Source organism: Amycolatopsis sp. NPDC048633 (assembly GCF_040650695.1).
Lineage (GTDB): Bacteria > Actinomycetota > Actinomycetes > Mycobacteriales > Pseudonocardiaceae > Amycolatopsis.
This window is the reverse complement of sequence record NZ_JBEZHS010000008.1, coordinates 51,527-68,602: the sequence shown is the minus strand read 5'-3', so window position 1 is coordinate 68,602 and position 17,076 is coordinate 51,527. Positions and strand designations below refer to the sequence as shown.

Genomic DNA, 17,076 nt, shown 5'->3' with positions numbered 1-17,076 from the left:
CATTACCCTCCAGTAGTCAGTGGTGCCGATCACAGTCGTCGGAGGAGGCCCCATGGCGTCGCGCGTCCGAGGACCCGGCTCCGAAGACCGGCGCGAACTGCGGCTCAGGCACATCGCCGGCTGCCTCTCCTGCACCCTCAAGTGCGGGTACTGCGGCCTGCCCGTCCGGCTCACCGGGCCGGGCGACCACCCCGGCTACGGCGTGGTCGAAGAAGTCACCGGGGAACTGGTGCTGCTGCACCGGTTCTGCCGCGGCGCGCTCGGCCGCTGCGGGACGCGGGGGTGCGTGCTGCGGCGCGCCCACCTCGGCCGGGCGACCGAGCAGTACGAAACCGGCCGCCGCCGTCCGGGGCGCTACCAGCGCCTCGGCGTCCGCCGGTCGCCCGACCTCGATCTGTACCGGAAACACTGGCGGGTCGCGAAGATGCGGTACGCGTGCAAGGCGTGCCGCTACTACACCGGCTCGCACTGAGCCGTTCCTTCAAAGTACGACCGGAGGACTCGTGCTCGTTCGTCTCATCCTCGGCCTGCTCATGACCGTCGTCGGCCTCGCCGTCGCCGGGAAGCGGGTGGCCTTCCTGTACCGGCTGATCAAGGCCGGCCAGCCCGACGCCAAGCGGTCGGACAACCTCGGTGCCCGCGTCTTCGCGCAGGTGCGCGAGGTGTTCGGTCAGCGCAAGCTCCTGAAGTGGTCGGTGTCCGGCCTGGCGCACTTCTTCACGTTCTGGGGCTTCGTGATCCTCGCTTCGGTGTACCTCGAGGCGTACGGCGCGCTGTTCGACGAGCGGTTCGCCATCCCGTGGATCGGCCACTGGGCGGTGCTCGGCTTCCTGCAGGACTTCATCGCCGTCATGGTGGCCGTCTCGCTGGGCGTGTTCGCGGTGATCCGGATCCGGCAGTCGCCCGAGCGCAAGGACCGGGCGTCGCGCTTCTACGGCTCGCACACCGGGGGCGCGTGGCTGATCCTGGTCATGATCTTCAACGTCGTCTGGACGATGTTCTTCTTCCGCGGCGCGTCTTCGGCGTCCGGCAACTTCCCGTACGACTCGGGCGCGTACGTCTCGCTCGGGGTCGGGAACCTCCTCGAGCCGCTCGGGCACTCGGCGACCGAGGTGCTCGAGACGGTCGGCCTGCTGTTGCACATCGGCGTCATGCTGGTGTTCCTGTCGATCGTGCTCTACTCCAAGCACCTGCACATCTTCGTCGCGCCGATCAACGTCTCGGCGAAGCGGCTGCCGGACGGGCTCGGCCCGCTGCTGCCGATGGAGTCCGCCGGCAAGCCGATCGACTTCGAGGACCCGGGCGAGGACGACACGTTCGGCCGCGGCAAGATCGGCGACTTCACGTGGAAGGGCATGCTCGACTTCTCGACGTGCACCGAGTGCGGCCGCTGCCAGTCGCAGTGCCCGGCGTGGAACACCGGGAAGCCGTTGTCGCCCAAGCTGCTCATCATGAGCCTGCGCGACAACCTGTTCGAGGAGGCGCCCTACATCCTCGCGGGCACCGAGCACGAGGAGGCGCGCCCGCTCGTCGGGACGGAGGCCGAAAACGGCGTCATCGACCCGGAGGTGCTCTGGTCGTGCACCACCTGCGGGGCGTGCGTCGAGCAGTGCCCGGTGGACATCGAGCACGTCGACCACATCGTCGACATGCGCCGCTACCAGGTGATGATCGAGTCGGCGTTCCCGACCGAGCTGGGCGGGCTGTTCAAGAACCTGGAGACCAAGGGCAACCCCTGGGGCCAGAACAACTCCGAACGCCTGGCCTGGACGAAAGACCTCCCGTTCGACGTCCCGGTGTTCGACGGCGAGCTGGCCGAGGACGTCGAGTACGTCTACTGGGTCGGCTGCGCGGGCGCGTTCGACGACCAGGCGCGCAAGACGGTTCGCGCCACGGCCGAGCTGCTGCACATCGCCGGCGTCAAGTACGTCGTGCTGGGCAAGGAAGAGTCGTGCACCGGCGACCCGGCGCGGCGCGCGGGCAACGAGTTCCTCTTCCAGATGATGGCGCAGCAGACGGCGGAGACGCTCAACGCCGTGTTCGAGGGCCGCGAGCCGCGGCTGCGCAAGATCGTCACGACGTGCCCGCACTGCCTCAACACGCTGGGCCGCGAGTACCCGGACCTGGACGGGCACTACGAGGTCGTGCACCACACGCAGCTGCTCAACCGCCTGGTGCGCGGCGGGCAGCTGACGCCGGTCAAGCCGGTCGAGGACGGCCCCAAGGTCACCTACCACGACCCGTGCTACCTCGGGCGCCACAACAAGGTCTACACCCCGCCGCGCGAGCTGGTGGGCGCGACGGGCGCGACGCTCGAGGAGATGCCCCGCCACGCGGACCGGGCGCTGTGCTGCGGCGCGGGCGGTGCGCGCATGTGGATGGAAGAGCAGATCGGCAAGCGCATCAACCTGGAGCGCGTGGACGAAGCGATCGCGACCGACGCGGAGACGATCGTGACCGGCTGCCCGTTCTGCCGGGTGATGCTGACGGACGGCCTGGTCCAGCGGCAGAGCGAGCAGAAGGCGGAGAACGTCGACGTCCGTGACGTCGCCCAGCTGCTGCTGGAACGGGTGAAGGCGCCGGAGGCGGCACCCAAGCCCTGACGCTTACTGGTCGACGGCTTTGATCGTCGCGCAGAACCCTTCGATGGCGGCGAGGTCCTGCTCCGGGACCTCCTCGCCGGAGAAGTGCATCAGCTCGTTGCGGATGTTCTTCGCTTTCGTGAGGAGGTCGAGGAAGGTCTCGTGGTCGAGCGGCCAGTTCAGCTTCTCGAAGTGCTCCGCGGGTTCGAGCATTCGGACGTAGCTGCCGAACGTCGGGTTGCTCGCCCACTTCGGCGTGGCCTTCTCGATCACTTCCTCGGGCAGGCAGCGCCTGGCGTGGTACCGAATCCGCAGCTCCGCCTCCTCCAGCAGGGAGAACGGCCGGGCGAGTGCGCCGAACTGACGGGCGAGATCGTTGGCGGTCACGACTCCGATGAGCTTCCGGCGGTCTTCGCCCCGGACGAAGACGTAACCGTGCCGGTAGATCTCGTCGATCTGCGCGAACAGCTCGTCGTCGAAGTCGATGACCCGGACCTGGGTGGTGGCGTCCCGCAAGGTCGGCTGGGGGTTCGTCAGGCGGGCCCGGCCGATCGACTCCCAGCTGACCGCGCCGACGCAGAACCCGTCCTCGTCCGTCACCGCCAGCTGGGAATAGTTCTTGGCCAGCATCAGCGTCACCGCTGTGGCGAGCGGCTTCCCGGCCGTGACAGCCACGATGGCGGGCTTGTCCGGGAGGACCGCGCGCACCATCCACTTGGTCGGCAGGTCGTCCAGCGCGTCGGCCTCGGGGGGATCCGCTTCGGAGTCCGCCGCGCCCGGCTCGTCGGCGATCGGGACCAGCTCGACGACCGCGTCCATCCGGGCCGTGGTGAACGGCGGCTTGGTCGTGACGCCGTGCTCGGCCAGCTCGGATCGAACGGTCACCAAGGAGGTCGCGGTACGCCGCCGGTAGCTCCACCTGGCCAGCAGGTCCCGGACGGTCAGCTTCACCGGCGCCGCACCGGTCTCGACGGCTTCCCACAAGTCGGCCAGGGTGGCATCGGGATCGAGGTTCGCTGAGGCGTGCTGCCAGCCTGGGTCCGCCCGTCTGGCCGCGACTTCCCCGATCCGCCGGACGGCCTCGTGTCGGCTCAGCCGGCAGACCGTGAGCAGGGAACCGAGGCTGCCGCGCAGGTCGGGTTCGAACTCACCGGGGTCGATGTCGGTCCGGAGCCACCGGACCGGCCGGGCGTGCCGGCAGTCCGGGGTCGCGTCGGGGCGGTAGTGGTACGACCCGGTGATCTCCCCGATGGCGAACTGGCGCACGTTCTTGAGCGGCATGACGACGAGGTCGCCCTCGCTCATCTCCCGGTAGAAGCGCCACAGCTGCCCGGCCCAGTTCCCGACCACGTAGTTCGACCGTTGCGGGTAGCACTCCCGGAGACCGGCCTTGAGCGCGTCCTTGCTGCCGAACCCGCCGAGCGCGGGGACGCCGCCCCAGCCGACGATCGCGAGGCCTTCGGCGAGGGACTCCTGGTCGCGCTCGCCTTGCCGGCCCGCGCGGACTTGCCAAGCTGACTTCATCGTTCTCCTGCGTTTCCCTGGGGCCGAACCGGCTTACGCACCCAGTCGGTCGGGGGAGGTTGATCGTCGCCCGAACGGTGCCTGGTTCACCCGTTCGGGGCGCATTTTTCCGCTGAGGCCCAGCTCTGTCCGGAGTCGGGACGAAGGGGGAGGGGCGCGATGGGGCAACGGGGAACAGCGACGATCGAGACGCTCGGAGGCGCGGTCGCGCGGCTGGAGGTGCGGCGGGGCTCGTGGCTGGTCGGTCGCGCGCCTGAGGCGGACCTGAAGCTGTATTCGGACCGGGTGCGCCCGCGCCACGCCTGGCTCCGGCGCGACGCGCGCGGCACCTGGGTGTCCGACGCCGGTTCGCACGCCGTCACGCTCGTCAACGGTGAGGCTCTCGCGCCGAGGCAGGCGCGGCTGCTGCACGACGGCGACCGCGTCTCCTTCGGGCCGATCACCACGGTCTTCTCGGACGTCGGCGCGACCGGCGACGCCCGGCCGGTGTTCGCGCCGGTCCCCGCCGAGCGGACCGGCACCGTCGCGCTCGTGGCCGGCCCGGTCCTCTTCGTGACCGGGTTCGCGCTCGGGGCGGTGCGGGTGGTGCGGCACTTCGGCGCCGGACCGGAGTTCGGGGTCGCCCTGCTGGCGGCCGGCCTGCTGGTGACCGTGCTCGGCCTCGTGCTCGCGCGCCGGCGGAAGGCGCGCCGACGCCGCTTCGGCGCGAGGTGAGTTCGCGCGGAAACCCAGTGCCGTGGGCAGGCAGGGTCCGGCGAAGTCGCCCGACCTGCCTGCCCCGGCCCCGGCCGCAGCGGTAGCCCGGGCGGCCGAACCGCGAGTTCGCGCGGAAACCCGCCGCCCCGGGAAGTCCTTTCCGGGGCGGCTTTCGTTGCGCCGACCGGGTGGCCGTGCGGTGAATCCCGCGCGTCCACCGGTGAAAAACGTTCCGGACACCCTCCTATTCGGACGACTTCCGCCGCAGGTCGGAGCGGGGCCGGTGACCATCCGGCTACTCCGTGTCAGACTCCCCGGTGCGTTTACAACGTTCCGGCAACCGCCTTGACAGGGCCTGTGGTACGTACCACTCTAACCCCAACATTGGTCTACACCATTTGGGGCGCCTGGCCACGGTGGCCGGGCATGGAAAGGACGGCATCGAGTGAAACGCTGGCTCAAGCTGGCGGCGGGCGCCGCCGCACTCACCCTCGCGACCGCAGGCTGCGCGGGCTCCAGCGGCTCGGACACGGCCGCTTCGTCGAGTGGTGCTCCCGCGCAGATCACCGGCGACGTCACGGTCTGGCTGATGACCGGTTCCGCGCCGAGCACGCTGACCGACGCGCTCAACAAGGAGTTCGAGGCCGCCCACCCGGGCGTCAAGGTCAAGTACGAGATCCAGCAGTGGGACGGCATCCAGCAGAAGCTGACCACCGCGCTGGCCGGCGGCACCCCGCCCGACGTGATCGAGATCGGCAACACCCAGACCGCGGCGTTCGCCTCGCAGGACGGCGTCCTGACCGACCTCACCGCCGACAAGGACAGCTTCAACGGCGCGCAGTGGCTGAAGGGTCTCGCCGACTCGGGCACCTACGACGGCAAGGTCTACGGCGTCCCGTTCTACGCGGCGAACCGTGAGGTCATCTACCGCAAGGACATGTTCGAGCAGGCGGGCATCACCAAGCCGCCGACGTCGAACGACGAGTGGATCGACGCGATCACCAAGCTGAAGACGAAGTTCGGGTCCGACCCCGACTTCCAGGCCCTCTACATGCCGGGCCAGAACTGGTACTCGCTGCTCTCGTTCATCTGGGACAACGGTGGTGACATCGCCCAGGCCGACGGCAAGAAGTTCAAGGCGACGCTGGACAGCGCCGGTGCGAAGGCGGGCCTCGAGTTCTACAAGAAGCTCGTCGACACCTCCGGCACCAAGGCGCCGAAGGACGCCGACGAGGCCAAGCCGCAGCAGGCGACCGTCTACGGTGCCGGCAAGGTGGCCATGATGATCGGTCTCCCGTGGGAGCTGCCGACGGCCGCCAAGACGGACCCGAGCCTGACCGCCAAGACCGGCGCGTTCGCGATCCCGAGCAAGACCGCCGGCCAGAGCGCCCCGGTCTTCCTGGGTGGCTCGAACCTGGCGATCCCGGCCAACAGCAAGAACGCGGCCGCCGCCAAGGAGTACATCAAGCTGCTCTCCAGCGCGAAGTACCAGGGCCAGCTCGCCGCCGCCGGCGTCGTGCCCGGCACGTCGACCGACCTCGCCGGCCTGGACAAGGACCCGCTGGGCAGCGTGATGGCGAAGGCCTCCACCAACGGCAAGGCCGTGCCGGCCAGCCCGCAGTGGGGTGACGTGGAGTCCGGCCAGAACCCGGTCAAGGACATGCTGACCGCGTACCTGACCGGCAAGAAGACGCTCGACCAGGCGACCGCCGACGCCAACGCCGCGCTGAACAAGCTCATCGGCGGATGACAGCGACCGCCAATGTGACGATGCCGGCGGGGGCGACCCCGCCGGCATCGCCGCGCGACACGCGGGCCAAGAAGCGCAGGCGGGGCCGGTTCGGCGACCGGGTGCTCCCGTACCTGCTGCTGCTTCCCGCGCTCGCCGCGATCCTGGTCCTGCTCGCCTGGCCGCTGGTCCAGGTGCTCGCGATCAGCTTCCGCAAGCTCGACATCGGCCAGCTCGTCTCCGGCAAGACCGTCTGGATCGGGTTCGACAACTACACGAACACGCTCTCGGACCCGGAGTTCTGGACGGTCACCTTCCGGACCCTCGTCTTCACCGCCGCGATCGTGGCCGCCACCATCCTCGGCGGCCTGCTGCTGGCGGTGCTCATGCGCCACCTCGGCCCGGTCGTGCGGATCATCGTGCAGGTCACGCTGGTCCTGGCCTGGGCGACGCCGGTGATCGCGACGACCACGGTGTTCCAGTGGATCTTCGACGAGCAGTACGGGATCCTCAACAAGACCCTCGACCGGCTCGGGTTCCACAGCTTCATCGGCTTCTCGTGGTTCTCCAGCGGCGCCAGCACGCTGTCGGTGATCGGGCTGCTCATCGTGTGGCAGGCCGTGCCGTTCGTGACGTTCTCGCTGTACGCGGGCATCATCGGCGTCCCGCGCGAGCAGTACGAGGCCGCCGGCATCGACGGCGCCAGCGGCTGGCAGACGTTCCGCGCGGTCACCTGGCCCGCGATCAAGCCGATCACCACCATGGTCACGTTCCTGTCGGTGCTGTGGGACTTCAACGCGTTCGCCCAGATCTGGGCGATCCGCGAGGGCGGCCCCGACGGCGAGAGCACCACCCTGGCCGTCGTGCTCTACCTCAAGGGCATCGCGGGCAACCACTTCGGCGCGGCGGCCGCGATCGCGACGCTGATGCTGATCGTGCTCGCGCTCATCACGGGCCGGTACATCCAGCTGCTCACCCGGACCCGGGAAGGTGATCTGTCGTGAAGAAGTCGCTCTCGCAGCGGATCGTGCTCTCGGTCGTCGGCGTCCTCGTGGCGCTGGCCATCGTGTTCCCGACGTACTGGATGTTCGTCACGTCGCTGCGCACGCCCGGCGAGATCCTTTCGCCCAAGTACGACCTGATCCCGACGTCGTTCTCGTTCGGCAACTTCGCCACGGCGCTGGGCAAGGACAACTTCCCGACCTACCTGATGAACAGCCTGATCGTCACGGTCGGTTCGGTGCTGTGCGCGCTGGTCGCCGGGACCCTGGCGGCGATCCCGCTGTCGCGGCTGCGCTTCACCGGCCGCAAGGGCTTCCTGGTGCTGGTCATGGTGGCGCAGCTGGCCCCGGTGTCGGCGCTGTTCATCCCGCTGTTCCTGCTCATGCGGGACGCCGGGCTGCTCAACACGCTGCCGTCGCTGCTGCTGATCTACTTCGCCACCACGCTGCCGTTCACGGTCTGGATGCTCTACGGCTTCGTCAACGGGATCCCGTACGAGCTGGAAGAGGCCGCGATGATCGACGGCTGCAGCCAGACCGGCGCGTTCCGCCGGGTGACGCTGCCGCTGCTCGGCCCGGGGCTGGTCACGACGTCGGTGTTCAGCTTCATCACCGCGTGGAACGAGTACCTGTTCGCGCTGGTGTTCATCCAGGACAAGCCGAAGGAGACGCTGCCGGTGTGGCTGGCGTCGTTCCGCACGGCGTTCGCCACCGACTGGGGCGGCGTCATGGCCGCGTCGGTCATCTACGCGATCCCGGCACTGGTGTTCTTCCTGCTCGTGCAACGCAAGCTGGTGTCCGGCGCGACCGCCGGCGCCGTGAAGGGGTAGCCGTTGTCTTCGGATGTGGCAAAGCTCGCCGAAGCCGTCCTCCTGCCCGGGTTCGCCGGGACGACCGCGCCGGACTGGCTCCGCCGCCGGATCGGTGCGGGTCTCGGCGGGGTGGTGCTGTTCGGCCGCAACGTCGTCGACGACGAGCAGGTCGCCGCACTCACCGCCCAGCTGCGGGGCGAGCGTGAGGGTGTCGTGGTCGGGATCGACGAGGAAGGTGGGGACGTCACCCGCCTCGACGTGAACACCGGGTCGTTCGTGCCGGGCCCGCTGGCCCTCGGCGCGGCCGACGACCCGGAGCTGACCACGGCGGTCGCCGCCGCGCTCGGCGAACGCCTGGCGGCCTGCGGTGTCACGCTGAACCTGGCGCCGTGCGCGGACCTGACCCTGGCGGCCGAGGACCCGATCATCGGCGTCCGGGCGTTCGGGTCCGACCCGGCTAAGGCGTCACCGCACGTCGCGGCCTACGTGACCGGTCTGCAGAAGTACGGCGTCGCGGCGTGCGCGAAGCACTTCCCGGGCCATGGCGCGGCCACCGAGGACTCCCACGTGGCCCTGCCGGTGCTGCCGCGCACCGTCGAAGAGCTGCGGGAGATCGAGCTGGTCCCGTTCGCCGCGGCGATCCGGGCCGGGGTGCGCTCGGTGATGTCGGGCCACCTGGTCGTGCGGGCCTGGGGCGACGAGCCGGCGACGCTCAACCGGACGGCGCTCACCGACGTCCTGCGCGGCGAGCTCGGCTTCTCCGGCGCGGTGATCACCGACGCACTGGAGATGGGTGCGGTTTCGGGCGCGTACGGCAAGCACGACGGCCTCGGCCGCTCGGCCGTGCGGGCCCTGGCCGCGGGCGCGGACGCGCTCTGCCTCGGCGGAGCGGCCTTCGAGGCCGAGCACCTGGACGCGTGCGTCACGGCGATCGTGGCCGCGGTCGCGGCGGGGGAGCTGCCCCTGGAGCGGCTGGCGGAGGCGGCTTCGCGGACGGCGGCGCTGGGTACCGACCCGGCACCCGCGACGGTGGGCCCGGTCGACCGGCGGCTCGGTCTGGAGGCGGCGCGCAAGGCGCTTCGTATCCGGGGTGACGTGCGGTTGGACGGCCCGCCGCTGGTGGTCGACGTCCAGACCGAGCCGACGATCGCGGCCGGCCCGATGCCGTGGGGCCTGGGCGCGCACCTGGCCGAGCTGGTGCCGGGCACGCGCACGCTGACCGCGACACCCGACGATGCCGACGTGGTCCTCGAAGCGGCCCGGGATTTCCGCAGCGTCGTCGTGGTCACGCGGGAGGCGCACCGGCACCCGCGGGTGCGGGAGCTGTTGGCCGCGCTGTCCACTGTGGACTTCATCCGGGTGGAGACCGGCGTGCCGGGGCCCGCTGATGGAGAGGGACCGCGGATCGACACGTTCAGCGGCTCCTACGTCAGCCTGCGTGCGGTGGCCGAGTACCTGGCCTGAGTTCCCTTGACGAAGCCCCGCCGGTGTTTCCGGCGGGGCTTCGTCCTTTTTGCCGCAACTCCAGAGCCTTTTGTACGGGGCTTGTATCGGTGGGCGCCATCCTGTCCGCACACCAGCCAACGGAGGACGGACAAATGAGAATTCGGATCGGGAAGCGGGCGGCCGGCGTGGCCGGCATCGCCGCGGCGATCGTGCTCGCCGGCGCCACCCCGGCCCTGGCGGCCACGGGCACGGTGCACACCGACTCGGGCATCGCGCTGACCGTGCGGGCCACCCCGAGCACCAGCGGGAGCCCGGTCGGCACCGTCGCCGACGGCACCGCCGTCACCATCTCCTGCCAGACCAACGGATCGACCGTCGACGGCAAGTACGGCACCTCGGACATCTGGGACAAGGTGGGCGACGGCTACATCAGCGACGCCTACGTCTACACCGGCTCGGACGGCCGGGTCGCCCCGGACTGCGCGGGCTCGACCCTGACCTGCACCACCGCGGGCACCGGCGACCCGAAGACCTGCGCGCAGGCGGTCGCCTACGCCAAGACCCGGATCCACACCAACGACCTCGACTCCTACGAGGGCTGGTGCGACCGGATCAACGCGCAGAACTACGGCTGGACCGCCTCGGGCTCGGAGACGGCCTACATCCACTGGACCCAGATCCCGGCCTCGTTCAAGCACCCGGGCGACACCCAGGTCCCGGCCGGCGGACTCGCCTTCTTCAAGAGCAGCGGCGCCGGGCACACGATGATCTCGATCGGCGGCGGCAAGTTCCTGTCGAACGACATCAACGGCTACGGCAGCTACACCGAGACGACGATCGCGCAGATCAAGAGCAAGTGGGGCCAGACCTACCTCGGCTGGTCGCAGCCGTGGTTCAAGGTGAACCACTGACGGACCGCTGACGGACCACCGACGCGCCGAGCGGGCGCGGGTCTCGCCGCCCTGGGGGTGGGCGAGAACCGCACCGCACGGCGAAGTACCCCCGGCCACCATCCCCGGCCGGGGTGCGCGGAGCCGCCCCCTGCCCACCTCCCCCGGGCAGGGGGCCTTCCGATGCAGTGAATGAGCTTCATTCACCGCGTTCGGGGGGTTCGCGCTTGACGTGGTGCAGCACGAAGATCCCGCCCAGTGCCGGGCGGTCGAGCCGCTCGTGGTCGGTGGCCACGTACTCGTCCAGCACCGCCAGGATCCGGCGGTCCAGCTCCCGGATCTCGTCGGGGGACAGGTGCAGCAGGAACTTCTCGTGCACCGCCACCGACTCCGGCCCCGCCGCCCGGACCTCCTCCTGGAAGATCTCGATCGGCGCGAACCGCGTCTCGGCGTCGGCTTCGGCCAGCGGGCCGTCCAGCCACCACGTCTCGTTGTTGGACTTGTACGGCTTCTCCAGCGCCCCGCTCGCGCCCGTGCGGACCGGCGCCTGTTCCAGCAGTCCCGCCGACACCAGCTGGCGCACGTGGTGCAGGACCGTGCCGGGGTCGCGGTCGAGCCGGTCGGCCAGCTGCTTGTTCGTCAGCTCCTCGACCAGGCACATCCGCATGATGCGCAGCCGCAGCGGGTGGCCGAGGGCCTTGGCCTCCGCCGGGGTCGCCGGGCGCCGGCGGCGGGGTTCCGTCATGAGCGGAGCGTAGTCCATCGATGGAATCGCGTCACATCGATGGAGAAAAGCCCATCGATGTGCGATCCTCCATCCGTGAACTCCGTGTTCTGGCGGTTGTGGTCGGCCGCCGGTCTGTCCAGCCTCGCCGACGGCGTCCTCAAGGTCGCCCTGCCCATGGTCGCGGTCGGCTACACCCGCGAGCCGGCGCTCATCGCGGGGCTCGCGTTCGCTTTCAGCCTGCCGTGGCTGCTGTTCGCGCTCCCCGCCGGCGCGCTGGTCGACCGGCTCGACCGCCGCCGCGCGATGCTCGCCGCCAACCTCGTGCGCGGCGGGCTCCTCGCGGGCATCACGGTGCTGACCGTCGTCGGTGGCGGATCGATCTGGGCGCTGTACGTCGCCGCCGTGGGCGTCGGGTGCGCCGAGACGATCTACGACACCGCGGCGCAGTCGATCGTCCCGCAGGTCGTCGGGCGGGAGCAGCTGGCCCGCGCCAACGGCCGGATGTTCGCCGCCGAGCAGACGGCCAACGAGTTCGCCGGCCCGCCGCTCGCCGGGGTGCTGGCCGCGGCCGGCGTCGTCGCCGCGCTCGTCACGCCGGTGGCGCTGTGGGCCGTGGCCGTCGCGGCCCTGCTGCTCGTGCGCGGCTCGTACCGGATCCCGCGGGAGAAACCGACCACCTTGCGCGCGGACATCGCCGAGGGCTTGCGTTTCCTGGTGCGCCACAAGGTGTTGCGGACGTTCTCGGTCATGGTCGGCACGTTCAACTTCGCCACCGGAGCGACCTTCGCCGTCCTCGTGCTGTACGCGGTGGGCCCGGGATCGGCGATGGGCCTGTCCGCGCCGGCGTTCGGGCTGCTGATGGCCACCAGCGCCGCCGGGGGCTTGACGGGGTCGCTGGTGGCCGAAGCGGTCGAACGGCGGCTGGGCCGCGTCCGCGCGCTGTGGGTTTCCTGGCCGGTGGGCGGCATCGGCGTCGCCGCGCTCGCCGTGACGGCGAACCCGTACGTCGCCGGGGCGGCCTTCTTCGTGAGCGGTGCGGCGATCCTGGTGTCGAACGTCGTGATGGTGTCGCTGCGCCAGCAGCTCACGCCCGATCGGCTGCTCGGCAGGCTCAACAGCAGTCACCGGCTCGTCGCGTGGGGCACGAAGTCCCTCGGCGCCCTGGCCGGCGGGGTGATCGCCGAGGTGTTCGGCCTGCGCGCGGTGTTCGTGGTGATGGCGGTGCTGGCCTTCGCCGTCGTGGCCGGGCTCCGGGTGGTGACCGAGGACGCCCTCGGTCAGAGCGAGTGCGTCTCCGCGTAGGCCGCCCAGACCTTCTTCGGCACGCACATCCGCCACGCGTCCAGGACGAGCTCGCGCATCTCGCCGGCGTCGATCGCCGCGAGGCGGCAGCGCACCCACTGGTAGCGCAGGTCCGACGGCTCGGGCATCAGGAACTTCTCCGGCTCACCCGCCACCAGCGCTTCCCGCTGGTCGCGGGGGTAGCCGAACCCCAGCTCGGTCTCGTCGCGCGACAACGCGGCGAACACGATCTGCCCGACCCGGAACTTGGGCCGGTCACGCACGACCGCCTCGTTGGCTCGGGGGAGCGTCAAGGCGAACGCGCGGACCTCGTCACCGGTGACCATGCCGGTCATTCAACCGCAGAAACCGGCGGCGCGGTGTGGCTGCGCCGCCGGTTCCGCCGGAAGTCACGCCCGGCAGGACTTACCGCGGTTCACGCAGTTGACCAGCCCGTTCATGATCCGCTGCGACATCACGTTCGCGAAGTCGTCGTGGTCGGAGAACGGGTTGTGCTTCTCCTGCGGGAAGGCGTCCACTTTGTACTGCTTCTTGACCTGGATGTCGTGCGGGATGTCGTAGGTCAGCGAGATCTGCAGCTGCGGAACGGCCTTGAACCCCTTGGCGCACCGGCCGGACTGGTCCGGGAACACGATGTGCGTGCGGTGGTTGGCGCTGTCGGTGTTCTTCCCGTCCCAGCAGCTCGGGAACGTGTGGATCCGCTTGACCTTGCTGTTCTGCGGGCAGATCGGGTACTTGTCCGTGACGCGGTTCTCGAACCCGCTGCACGTCCAGCTCGAGCGGGCGTTGGCCGGCCCGTTGGTCGAGACCTTCGCGTCGCCGTAGAGCACGCGCAGGAACTTCGGCATCGCCACGACCTTGCCCACCGGGCTGCCGCGGAAGGTGATCTGGACCTTCTGCGGGCGCAGGATCTCGCCGTCGTTGCCCGGCAGCTCGTTGTTCTCGTCCTGGCCCGGCAGCGCGCCGCCCGCGGTGCTGCTCGGCGGCGGGGTGGGCGTCCCGGTGTCCTTGCCCGGCTTCGGCGCGCACGGCGCGAGGCCGCCCAGGTCCTTCGGCTTCGGCGCGAAGCGGGCGATGATGGCGGCGATCCGCTCGAGGATCGCGGCGCGCCGGTCCTTCAGCGGGTTCAGGATGGCGTTCTGCACGAAGTTCGCGCCGCCCTGGCCCTGCGTCTGCGCGACGCGCTGGTTGGCCTCGTCGGTCTGCGTGTCGAGCTGGTCGAGGTTGTCGCCGACCTCGGCCATGGCCTGGTCGGGGACGTCGTCGAGCTTGCTCGCGACGTCCGGGCACGCGACCTGGACGGTCTTGGCCTCCTGGTCGGCCTGCGCCCTGTCGTTGTCCGGCTTCTTCGCGGCCTCGTTCTTCTCTTCCTCGCCGGTGTCGATGCGCACGACCGGCCAGAAGTAGGCGGACTTGTCGCCGTTCTTGCACGTGGTGCCGGCCTTCACGAGGCTCTTGTTGTTCGAGTCGGCGTTCGTCGAAAGGTTGCCGACGTAGTCGTGCAGGTGCTGGGCGCCGTTGCGGACGCCGGGCTGCGCGATGAAGTTGTCGGGGTTGAAGTGGCCGTTCTCGTTGCGGCCGCAGTCGACGGTGAAGGTGCCGGTCGACGCGCCGTACACCGGGCGCGGGTCGAACTGGTTCGGCTGGACCTTGAGGATGTCGACGAAGAAGGCGGGGTTGGCCTCGTCGGCGCTCGCTTCACCGGTGTTGCCGGTGGTCGTCGCGACGACGATGCCGCCGACCGCGAGCGCGAGGGCGATGCCACCGGTCGCGATCTTCGTTCTGCGAGAGATGCGATGGCGCCCTTGGGTGCGGGACATGGATGGATCCTCCGGGGTGTCGGGCTGGCGGGAATGCGCGACACTGGCGGGACGAGCCCAGGCTCGTCCTCACCAGGAACTACGTCGGCGGGACGGAACGATTCCCGGCTGGTCCACCGACCCGACATCGGTGGGTGCGCGGCCACCTGCCCGTGGCCACGCCGTCAACCGGCTGGTTATCGTTCCGTGATGGAAGCTACACCGGGGTTTGACACCGGGCAAGAAGAGATTTCAACTAATTACGAACCGTTAGTCCGGGGTTCCGTTTGCGTAGTCGCGGGTGGTTGCGAAAAGGCGCCGGGAATCGACCAAGAATGGCGTACGCGAAAAACGCGGGCGCGACGGCCCGCAACTGGATCACGCTGGGGTGCCGCGCGTGTCCCTCTCCGGCGTACTCGGGGTGCGCTCATCCTGGGCCGCTGACCGGGGCGTTGTCCAGCTCCGGAGGGTGTGGCGAAAAACTTTGAACCGACCTGAACCCGCATCCGTATACCTGGGTGAGACCCGCCGAATGCCCGCTGGCCGAATGTCGCGCGGCGCGGCAGAATCCGTACCCATGGCACGGTACGGAACCCAGTTCGGCCCGGACATCACATTCCTGGGCGTCGAGCGGTGCGATTGGGCGGACGCCGCCACTTATCGCGGCGCCGACGTCGTCATTCTCGGCGCCCCGTTCGACGGCGGGACCTCCCACCGCTCGGGGACGCGGTTCGGCCCGCAGTACATCCGCCAGAGCTGCTACCTCCCGCACGACGGCTCGCGCCCGTCGCTGGCGATGCGCGTCGACGGGCTCAAGGACCTGGCGGTCTACGACGCCGGCGACGTCGAGATGTACTCGGGCGACGCCGAGCGCTCGGTGCGTTCGCTGCAGGAAGCCGTGCACGCGGTCACCGCGAACGGCGCGATCCCGCTCATCCTCGGCGGCGACCACACGATCGCCTGGCCGGACGCCGCCGGCGTCGCCCAGCACGTGGGGGAGGGCCGGGTGTCGATGATCCACTTCGACGCGCACGCCGACACCGGCGACATCGCGTTCGGTTCGCTGGTCGGGCACGGCCAGCCGATGCGCCGCCTCATCGAGTCCGGCGCGGTCCGCGGCGACCGCTTCCTCCAGATCGGCCTGCGCGGCTACTGGCCGGAACCGGCGACGCTCGACTGGATGGCGTCGCAGCGGATGCGGTCGTACGAGATGACCGAAGTCGTCGCGCGCGGTCTCGACGAATGCCTCACCGAAGCGTTCTCCATCGCCATGGACGAGTGCGACGGCGTGTTCCTGTCGGTGGACATCGACGTCTGCGACCCCGGCCACGCGCCGGGCACGGGCACCCCGGAACCGGGCGGGCTGACGGCCCGCCAGCTGCTGGACTCGGTCCGGCGGATCGCCTACGAGCTGCCGGTGGTGGGGATCGACGTCGTCGAGGTGTCGCCGCCGTTCGACCAGGCGGAGATCACGTCGTTCCTGGCGAACCGGGTGGTCCTGGAGGCGCTGTCGGGCATCGCGCGCCGCCGCCGCGACGCCGCCGACGGCACGACGTGGGATCCCACGCTCCCGCTGCTGGCCGACCGCCCGGACCGCCGCCCCGAAAGGCCATGAACGACTCTTTCACCTCGTCCGACGTGATGAACGAGTCGTTCATGACGTCGGGTCAGCGGAGGGCGGCCGGAACCGCGGGGATTGCCGCCAGTGCCGAGCCCAACCGGTGGCCGACCGCGAGCCCCACCTGGTCGCGCAACGCGGCCAGCTTCTCGACGTCGAGGCCCGTCGCGATGCCTTCGCGGTGGAAGAAGTCGACCAGGTCGTCCGTCGCGACGTTGCCCGACGCGCCCGGGGCGAACGGGCAGCCGCCGAGGCCGCCCAGTGCCGCGTCGAACCGGCGGATGCCGAGGCCGAGGCCCTCCCACGCGTTCGCCGCCGCGAGCCCGTAGGTGTTGTGCAGGTGCAGGCCGAGCGGGACGTCCGGCAGCTCGTCGCGGACGGCCGACACGACCGTGCGCAGCTGGCTCGGCCGCGCGGCGCCGATCGTGTCGGCGAGGTGGACCACGCGCGCGCCCATCGCGCCCAGCCGCGCGGCGACGCCGGCGGTGCGGTCCGGGTCGGTGTCGCCGTCGAACGGGCACACGAACGCCGTCGCGACCGACGCTTCCACGGCCACCCCGGCCGCGGCGAGCACCGCGGCGCACCCGGCCAGCCGGTCGAGCGCCGCGGCCGTCGGGACGCCCGCGTTGGCGACGCTGTGCCCGTCGCTGGCCGACACCACCAGCCGCACGGTCCGCGCCCCCGCCTCGATCGCCTGCCGCGCCCCGCGTTCGGTGAACACCAGCGTGTGCAGCGCCGCCGGTGCGTCCAGCAGCGTCCGGAGCACCTCACCGGTGTCGGCCATCTGCGGCACCCGGCGCGCGGAGACGAACGACCCGACCTCCAGGGACCGCACTCCCGCGTCGATGAGACCGCGGGCGAGCCGGACCTTCTCGTGGGTCGGCACGGTGACGGATTCGTCCTGCAGGCCGTCGCGCAGCACGACCTCGGTGAGGAGGACTTCGGTCATG

Annotated in this window: 15 protein-coding genes; 10 read left to right on the top strand and 5 right to left on the bottom strand. The window is 70.4% G+C overall.

The annotated features are described in order from the left end of the window. Positions 1-52: 52 nt before the first annotated feature. Positions 53-472 carry a hypothetical protein gene (locus tag AB0C38_RS17225; protein WP_360673583.1) on the top strand — a complete coding sequence of 140 codons (420 nt, stop codon included), beginning with the start codon at positions 53-55 and terminating at the stop codon, positions 470-472. A 31-nt stretch (positions 473-503) separates the two neighbouring features. Continuing rightward, positions 504-2,603 (top strand): (Fe-S)-binding protein, encoded by a 2,100-nt coding sequence (locus AB0C38_RS17220; protein WP_360673580.1) that lies wholly within the window; start codon positions 504-506, stop codon positions 2,601-2,603. A gap of 3 nt (positions 2,604-2,606) precedes the next feature. On the opposite strand, the gene AB0C38_RS17215 is transcribed toward AB0C38_RS17220, so the two are convergent. Beyond that, complete coding sequence (locus AB0C38_RS17215) at positions 2,607-4,106, bottom strand: CBS domain-containing protein (RefSeq protein ID WP_360673577.1); 1,500 nt, start codon at positions 4,104-4,106, stop codon at positions 2,607-2,609. 159 nt (positions 4,107-4,265) lie between these two features. Here AB0C38_RS17215 and AB0C38_RS17210 point away from each other — a divergent pair, with 159 nt between their 5' ends. The 6 genes from AB0C38_RS17210 (at position 4,266) to AB0C38_RS17185 (ending at position 10,701) form a co-directional block, all read left to right on the top strand. Beyond that, positions 4,266-4,820, top strand: a complete 555-nt coding sequence (locus tag AB0C38_RS17210; RefSeq protein WP_360673574.1) for an FHA domain-containing protein — start codon at positions 4,266-4,268, stop codon at positions 4,818-4,820. A 427-nt stretch (positions 4,821-5,247) separates the two neighbouring features. After that, complete coding sequence (locus AB0C38_RS17205) at positions 5,248-6,552, top strand: sugar ABC transporter substrate-binding protein (RefSeq protein WP_360673571.1); 1,305 nt, start codon at positions 5,248-5,250, stop codon at positions 6,550-6,552. Beyond that, a complete protein-coding gene (locus AB0C38_RS17200; RefSeq protein ID WP_360673569.1) occupies positions 6,549-7,535 on the top strand; it encodes a sugar ABC transporter permease in 987 nt (328 codons plus the stop codon). Before AB0C38_RS17205 ends, AB0C38_RS17200 begins: the two co-directional genes overlap by 4 nt. Further along, complete coding sequence (locus AB0C38_RS17195; protein ID WP_360673565.1) at positions 7,532-8,362, top strand: carbohydrate ABC transporter permease; 831 nt, start codon at positions 7,532-7,534, stop codon at positions 8,360-8,362. Before AB0C38_RS17200 ends, AB0C38_RS17195 begins: the two co-directional genes overlap by 4 nt. A gap of 3 nt (positions 8,363-8,365) precedes the next feature. Next, positions 8,366-9,808: a glycoside hydrolase family 3 N-terminal domain-containing protein gene (locus AB0C38_RS17190; RefSeq protein ID WP_360673562.1), complete on the top strand. Its 1,443-nt coding sequence runs from the start codon at positions 8,366-8,368 to the stop codon at positions 9,806-9,808. Positions 9,809-9,942: 134 nt separating this feature from the next. After that, entirely contained in the window at positions 9,943-10,701 is a 759-nt protein-coding gene (locus AB0C38_RS17185) for a hypothetical protein (RefSeq protein ID WP_360673560.1), read from the top strand. Between the two features lie 178 nt (positions 10,702-10,879). Here AB0C38_RS17185 and AB0C38_RS17180 read toward each other — a convergent pair whose 3' ends face one another. Continuing rightward, positions 10,880-11,425 (bottom strand): winged helix-turn-helix domain-containing protein, encoded by a 546-nt coding sequence (locus tag AB0C38_RS17180; RefSeq protein ID WP_360673557.1) that lies wholly within the window; start codon positions 11,423-11,425, stop codon positions 10,880-10,882. Between the two features lie 75 nt (positions 11,426-11,500). Between AB0C38_RS17180 and AB0C38_RS17175 the strand changes: the two genes are divergently transcribed. Further along, a complete protein-coding gene (locus AB0C38_RS17175; protein WP_360673553.1) occupies positions 11,501-12,709 on the top strand; it encodes an MFS transporter in 1,209 nt (402 codons plus the stop codon). On the opposite strand, the gene AB0C38_RS17170 is transcribed toward AB0C38_RS17175, so the two are convergent. Further along, a complete protein-coding gene (locus AB0C38_RS17170; protein WP_360673550.1) occupies positions 12,685-13,035 on the bottom strand; it encodes an MmcQ/YjbR family DNA-binding protein in 351 nt (116 codons plus the stop codon). The genes AB0C38_RS17175 and AB0C38_RS17170 overlap by 25 nt on opposite strands. A gap of 63 nt (positions 13,036-13,098) precedes the next feature. Then, positions 13,099-14,529, bottom strand: coding sequence for a DUF1996 domain-containing protein (locus tag AB0C38_RS17165; protein WP_360673547.1), 1,431 nt, complete (start codon positions 14,527-14,529; stop codon positions 13,099-13,101). 556 nt (positions 14,530-15,085) lie between these two features. Between AB0C38_RS17165 and speB the strand changes: the two genes are divergently transcribed. Then, positions 15,086-16,123: an agmatinase gene (speB, locus tag AB0C38_RS17160; protein WP_360673544.1), complete on the top strand. Its 1,038-nt coding sequence runs from the start codon at positions 15,086-15,088 to the stop codon at positions 16,121-16,123. Positions 16,124-16,175: 52 nt separating this feature from the next. Here the strand turns inward: speB and AB0C38_RS17155 are convergent, their stop codons facing one another. After that, the gene (locus tag AB0C38_RS17155; RefSeq protein ID WP_360673541.1) at positions 16,176-17,075 is read right to left on the bottom strand and encodes a hydroxymethylglutaryl-CoA lyase; all 900 of its coding nucleotides are present in this window, start codon (positions 17,073-17,075) and stop codon (positions 16,176-16,178) included. Position 17,076 lies beyond the last annotated feature (1 nt).